Genomic DNA, 5,759 nt, shown 5'->3' with positions numbered 1-5,759 from the left:
ATACAGACATCATTTGCCTGATTTAACACTATCTTTTTATGTACTCCCGATAGCAGGAATTATCTATAGTCAGTATGCGCTTTATCATGCCCGGTAAAAAGATCATTTGGCGAATTGTTTTCCTTCTGCTGACAGGGTTACTTATTTTTTTAGCCCGGTATATATACCTCGCGGCTCCTGTTATAAGCGCATACGGAGCAAAAACAGCATGTTCGGCCGTTTACCTGCAACACCGGCAGATTCAAACGGTTATTGAGGAAGAGCTCTCGGACTTTCCTTTTTCTGTAGCCACTTACACTTTAAATGAGCACGATGCATCAGTAACCGGATCAGTGTTGGGATTTGCAAAACGAAAAGCTATATACCGGGAAGGGCTCGGCGCCACATTGGTGAATGACAGCAGCGAAACCCAAATAAGGGCACAACAATTCAGGCTCCCTGCAAAACCAGTAAAATATACAGACAGCATTCCCTGGCCAAACGGCGATCTGCTGCCCGACACCTTACCCGGAAACATTGATAGCATTGCACTGCATAGTATACTTCAGCGTGCATTAAATGAAGGTGGAATGGCGAAATCCCAGCATACAACAGCGTTAGCAGTAGTGTATGATGGCCAGCTCATAGCTGAAAAATACGCTGCCGGCTACAATAAACATACGCTTATGCCGGGATGGTCGGTTGCCAAGAGCATAACGGGCGCATTAACCGGTATTCTTGTAAAAGAAGGCAAGCTGAATGTAAATGCACCGGCGCCTGTGGCCGAATGGAAAGGAACCAGCAGGGAAAGCATTACCATAAAACAGTTATTACAGCAAACATCCGGTCTCGATTACGAAGAGAATTACAGGAAGGCCGGAAGCGCTACCAGCATGCTCTTTAAAAAAGGGAACGCTGCCGCCTACGCAGCGCAGTTGCCCCTCAAATACGCTCCCGGCAGCGTATTCAATTATTCCAGCGGCAATAGTAATATTATAAGCAGGATCATTCGCCAGGCTACAGGTGAAAAAAACTATCATGCCTTTCCCTATGAAACACTTTTTTACAAGACGGGTATGTATTCAATGGTGCTGGAGCCCGACGCATCGGGTACTTATGTGGGTTCCTCTTTTTGCTATGCCACGGCAAGGGATTATGCCCGGTTTGGCCTGCTCTACTATAATAATGGCATATGGGATAATGAACGGATATTGCCGGAAGATTGGGTAAAAGCAACGGTTCAGCCCCCGGCTGCTAACACCCTTCAACATTACGGTTACCAGTTTTGGCTAAATGGCTTCAATAAGAATGATCCTTTGCAACGCTGGTACGCCGATGTGCCGGCCGATATGTATTTTGCAGATGGTTTTGGAGGGCAGGATATTTATATCATCCCTTCAAAGCAATTAATAGTAGTTCGTCTGGGCCTGCACGTAACAGATGAGAACAGGCTGCTCAGGGAAATTATTTCAACCATACAATAAATATTCCTTTCTGTTTTTTCATTAAACAAATCAACACTAATGGAAATAAGGGAAGCGGCTGCAATGTTGAACGATGATCATTTGAATACTTTAAAGGAAACGGTTTGGGCCGACCTGGGATGCGGTAATGGCACGTTTACCCTGGCACTTGCAACTTTCCTTTCGCCCGGAAGCTATATATATGCGATAGACAGTAATGCTGCTTCCCTGCAACAGGTTCCTCCAAATTACAAACAGGTAGGCATTAAAAAATACAAAGCCGATTTTATTAATGATCCCTTTCCCTTTAATGCAATTGATGGAATACTTATGGCTAATGCATTACACTATGTGCAGCGCAAAGATGCCTTCATAAAAAAAATAGCGGTTCATCTAAAGCGAGATGGGCAATTTTTAATTGTGGAATACAATACAGATCAACCGGTACCCGTATGGGTACCCTTTCCGGTAAGCTTCGCTATGTTACAAAGCTTATTTCAAAATGCCGGCTTTAGCGCTGTTCAGCAATTGAGTGAGCGCCCATCCCTATATGGCCACGCTCCTATGTATTCAGCAATCATAAAGAGATAATCTCTTTTAATGGATGAATATGTTAAGAAAAGGGGAATGTAAAGAAAGAAAGGAGAAAAGATATTATTTTTAAGGGAATTACTATAATTAAAATAAAGCCATCAAAGTGCCGAAACCAGTTTCTTCCATCAACCGCGCATGGCATGAAAAGAACCGTATGCCTGCAAATGCCGGTTTTGCGCAAAGGGTTAAATGGCATGTGGAACATCAAAAGCACTGTTCCTGCCGCCCGATACCCAAAAAACTGGCGGAAGAAATGAAGAAGAAAGGAGTATCATTGTAAATGCAGCAGATCAATCTTTACCCGGGATGAAAAAAATAATTCAGTTATTATTCAGCATATGCTTTTTTTCTTCTACACTGTTGGCCCAGCAGGCTAACGATGTTGCAGGAGGTTATTTTCTTGAAGGTGTAAAAGAAACCACCAGTGGCTTCCGGCTAAAGCCCAATTATACTTTTACGTTCTTTTTTACCTATGGCGGGCTCGACCGTTATGGCTCGGGAAGATGGTCGCAGGAAAAAAACACCATTGTATTTAACAGCCGCGTAAAACCCGCAAGGGATTTTAAACTTTTATCTGCCAGGAGGGTTAATGATCATTTCGTAACGGTTAAATTCACAGACAATAATCCCGGGATCATACGTGGAATAGAATGCATACTGTATACGGCAAGGGGAAGACAAAAATTATTTACCGGTGATGACGGCATTGTAAAGTTTCCTAAAAATGAGGTAGATTCCATACAGATATTTTCACCACTTTTTCCCGATCATCCTTTTACTTTCATTGTAACCAATAAGATCCAGAACAATTTCGAGTTTGCCTTTGAAAAATGGATTGCCGAGGTCTTTTTTGAAGATTTTACCTTACTGCTCACTAATAACATGCTGGTGGGGCAGCACCCGTTGCTTAACGGAAAGCAGTTCAGACATGTAAAAGATAAGTAGATAGGTATGAGCGATCAGCCGTCAGCTATTGGCAATAGTCTCGGAACTGGTTGAGGTTGCGGATACTTTGTTCAACTATACTGTTAAAGCCCGGCTTTATTACCGTAGTTTGTCATTCCGGCGAAGTTCGGTACTGAGTATTTACAATAAAGCCAAACCAATAACGCACGGCCTGTCATCCTAACGAAAGAAGAGTTTGGCTTCGCTGAGATCATTGCAGATGCTTCCTGCGTGCAGCATGACAAGCAGCAGGACTTTGTTCGGCTATGCCGTTAAATCTTCCGGTAAAAGTTGTTGGATTGCCCCTGTTAAGATAGTGTTCAATAAGTCTTTGCAGAAGGTCGTTGGTCACTCCCGTATAAAGTACAGTTTTTTTTGAAGTTCGTAACAATATAAACCGAGTACGCAGAATGGTGTGTTTTCATGATATATAAGGTTAGTGTTTGACAGCACCGTCCTTCTCCGTACTTGTGGAGAGGGATAACAAGGCAAGGCTATTTTTCATCAGCCGAAGGCCCGTATAAACCCGGAACAGGTACATTCAGCAAACGGAGATATACCGATAACTGCCCGCGATGATGGATAATATGATTCATTACCAGGTTACGGATAGCCACTTTCCGGGGCAATTCAAAACGCATTAGCTCAGCTCTTCTCAGCGTCCACCGCATATTCAATTCTTCATCAGAGGTTTTTTCCAGAAACTCAACTGCCCGTTCTAAGGTAAGTTCAAAAATTTCCAATAATTCATCTCTTGAAGAAACATTTATCCGGTTAAAAACGTCCGTAGCAAAATTAAATTCGGTACCTGTCATTATATGATCAACCCATTGCGGCAATTCCGCTATATGGCAGGCCAGCCGCAGCAGCGGCATGCTCTTTTCATGTGGCTTCCAGTTCAGCTGATCTTCGGGTATCCGTTCCAGTATTCTGCGCGTATTTGATGCTTCGTGCCTGAGTTCACCTATGAGCGCTGTATGCATTAACATTGAAAAAATTTTGACAAAGATAGAATTGATTTTGCCATACTTTTTTTCTTTGCTACCTTTTCAGCACAAAATAAGCCATATGAATAAAAGCGTTGCTTTGTTTTTCCTGTCCTTTTTTATTTTGACAGCGTTGAGCTTTGAAGGATTTGCCAACATCCGCCTTCCTGCAGTACTTTCTAATAATATGGTATTGCAGCAGCAGTCAAGCGTAAACCTGTGGGGCTGGTCATCTCCTGCAGAGAAGATCTTCATTACCACATCATGGAGCTCAACAATTGATTCTACTGTTGCATCGGGCGATGCCAAATGGAATATTGCAATCAAAACGCCTGCAGCAGGCGGGCCGTATACCATTACTTTTAAAGGCAATAATACGATCGTGCTCAATAATGTGCTGATCGGTGAAGTGTGGGTGTGCTCGGGTCAGTCGAATATGGAGTGGAGCAGCCTCAATGGTTTGCCTCAAATGGATGCCGAACTGCCGAACAGCGCCAATACCAATATCCGCTTCTTTCATATTCCCAAAACCACGGCACTAACTCCCCAGGATGATTGCGCAGCTACGTGGACAGCATGCAACCCGGAAACATTAAAAAGCTTTAGTGCAGTGGCTTACTATTTTGGAAAGCAATTGCAGCAAAAATTAAACGTGCCCATTGGGCTTATCAATACCAGTTGGGGCGGCACTCCTGCCGAAGTATGGACACCGGAAGAGCTGGTGGAAAATGATCCTGAGCTGAAAGCGGCCGCAGCTAAAATTGGCGCAACCAACTGGTGGCCCAACGCACCGGGAAGGGCGTATAATGCTATGATCGCTCCCATTACATCCTATAGTATTGCAGGCGCCATCTGGTACCAGGGAGAAAGCAATACAGGCACTGCATCTACATATAAAGCATTGATGACAACGCTGATTGACAGCTGGCGTAAAGACTGGAACAAGGATTTTCCTTTCTATTATGTGCAGATAGCGCCCTTTGCCTATGGCAATAAAAATATAGGTGCTTTATTAAGAGAGGCGCAAACACAAACGCTTACCCATCCCAATACAGGCATGGCGGTAATTACCGACCTGGTAGATGATGTTAAGAATATTCATCCGCATAACAAGAAGGACGTTGGCGCAAGACTGGCCGCCTGGGCGCTGGCAGAAACGTATAAGAAAGAAGTGATCATTTATAAAAGCCCCATGTATAAAAGCATGGAGGTAAATAAAAATAAAGTAACGGTATATTTCGACAATGCGCCCAATGGACTGGTCATAAAAGGAGGAGAAAAGAAAGCAACCGAATTTTATATTGCCGGAGATGATAAAAACTTTTTACCTGCCGATGTAAAGATTGAAGGGGATCATGTAATACTCTCCAACAAACAGGTCAAAAATCCGGTTGCCGTTCGGTTTGCATTCAGCAATACGGCAATGGCCAATATTTTCAGCAGGGAAGCCCGCCCGGACGGCCCGGTCGGACGGGGATTACCTGTAAATCCCTTCAGAACCGACGACTGGGAGGTGGATACGGGAAAGGTGGAATGAGAAGTCAGACATTTATAGTGTATGGTTTGTAGTTGACATTGAAAGGTACAAGTTACAAGTTACAGGTTCCAGGGTGTGCCTTCCTTCGGATTTCGGATTTTGGTGCTTGTTATTTGTGTTTTGGTGCTTTATATTCCCTTCGGATTTCCTAATTTGGGGTTTATGGTTTATGGTTGCATGTTTCAAGGTACAGGTTACAACTTGTGCGTGCCTAAAATAGGTTGACATTTTTATAAATGTTCAAAAAGATCGAGC

Annotated in this window: 7 protein-coding genes; 5 read left to right on the top strand and 2 right to left on the bottom strand. The window is 43.5% G+C overall.

The window, feature by feature from the left end; genetic code table 11:
* Positions 1-74 precede the first annotated feature (74 nt).
* The 4 genes from PLE34_RS06190 to PLE34_RS06175 all read left to right on the top strand — a co-directional run bounded on the left by PLE34_RS06190 (position 75) and on the right by PLE34_RS06175 (position 2,981).
* On the top strand, positions 75-1,463 hold the full coding sequence (locus tag PLE34_RS06190) for a serine hydrolase domain-containing protein (protein ID WP_324555001.1): 1,389 nt from the start codon (positions 75-77) through the stop codon (positions 1,461-1,463).
* Positions 1,464-1,502: 39 nt separating this feature from the next.
* A complete protein-coding gene (locus PLE34_RS06185) occupies positions 1,503-2,033 on the top strand; it encodes a class I SAM-dependent methyltransferase (RefSeq protein ID WP_324554999.1) in 531 nt (176 codons plus the stop codon).
* 106 nt (positions 2,034-2,139) lie between these two features.
* Positions 2,140-2,316, top strand: coding sequence for a hypothetical protein (locus PLE34_RS06180; RefSeq protein ID WP_324554997.1), 177 nt, complete (start codon positions 2,140-2,142; stop codon positions 2,314-2,316).
* Positions 2,317-2,342: 26 nt separating this feature from the next.
* The gene (locus tag PLE34_RS06175) at positions 2,343-2,981 is read left to right on the top strand and encodes a hypothetical protein (protein WP_324554996.1); all 639 of its coding nucleotides are present in this window, start codon (positions 2,343-2,345) and stop codon (positions 2,979-2,981) included.
* Between the two features lie 211 nt (positions 2,982-3,192).
* Here the strand turns inward: PLE34_RS06175 and PLE34_RS21840 are convergent, their stop codons facing one another.
* Both PLE34_RS21840 and PLE34_RS06170 read right to left on the bottom strand, forming a co-directional pair.
* Positions 3,193-3,372 carry a GIY-YIG nuclease family protein gene (locus PLE34_RS21840; protein ID WP_502875862.1) on the bottom strand — a complete coding sequence of 60 codons (180 nt, stop codon included), beginning with the start codon at positions 3,370-3,372 and terminating at the stop codon, positions 3,193-3,195.
* Positions 3,373-3,475: 103 nt separating this feature from the next.
* On the bottom strand, positions 3,476-3,970 hold the full coding sequence (locus PLE34_RS06170) for a DinB family protein (RefSeq protein WP_324554994.1): 495 nt from the start codon (positions 3,968-3,970) through the stop codon (positions 3,476-3,478).
* 79 nt (positions 3,971-4,049) lie between these two features.
* Here PLE34_RS06170 and PLE34_RS06165 point away from each other — a divergent pair, with 79 nt between their 5' ends.
* Complete coding sequence (locus tag PLE34_RS06165) at positions 4,050-5,504, top strand: sialate O-acetylesterase (protein WP_324554992.1); 1,455 nt, start codon at positions 4,050-4,052, stop codon at positions 5,502-5,504.
* The last annotated feature ends 255 nt before the right edge of the window (positions 5,505-5,759 follow it).

This window comes from Agriterribacter sp., assembly GCF_035445465.1.
GTDB lineage: Bacteria > Bacteroidota > Bacteroidia > Chitinophagales > Chitinophagaceae > Agriterribacter.
Note: the sequence above shows the minus strand (reverse complement) of the source record. Positions and strands in the feature narration are given on the sequence as shown.

Bases quoted from the DNA above. Each gene is read 5' to 3' on its own strand.
- PLE34_RS06165 (WP_324554992.1), top strand. From the start codon at position 4,050: ATGAATAAAAGCGTTGCTTTGTTTTTCCTGTCCTTTTTTATTTTGACA.
- PLE34_RS06185 (WP_324554999.1), top strand. From the start codon at position 1,503: ATGGAAATAAGGGAAGCGGCTGCAATGTTGAACGATGATCATTTGAAT.
- PLE34_RS06170 (WP_324554994.1), bottom strand. From the start codon at position 3,970: ATGTTAATGCATACAGCGCTCATAGGTGAACTCAGGCACGAAGCATCA.
- PLE34_RS06190 (WP_324555001.1), top strand. From the start codon at position 75: ATGCGCTTTATCATGCCCGGTAAAAAGATCATTTGGCGAATTGTTTTC.
- PLE34_RS06175 (WP_324554996.1), top strand. From the start codon at position 2,343: ATGAAAAAAATAATTCAGTTATTATTCAGCATATGCTTTTTTTCTTCT.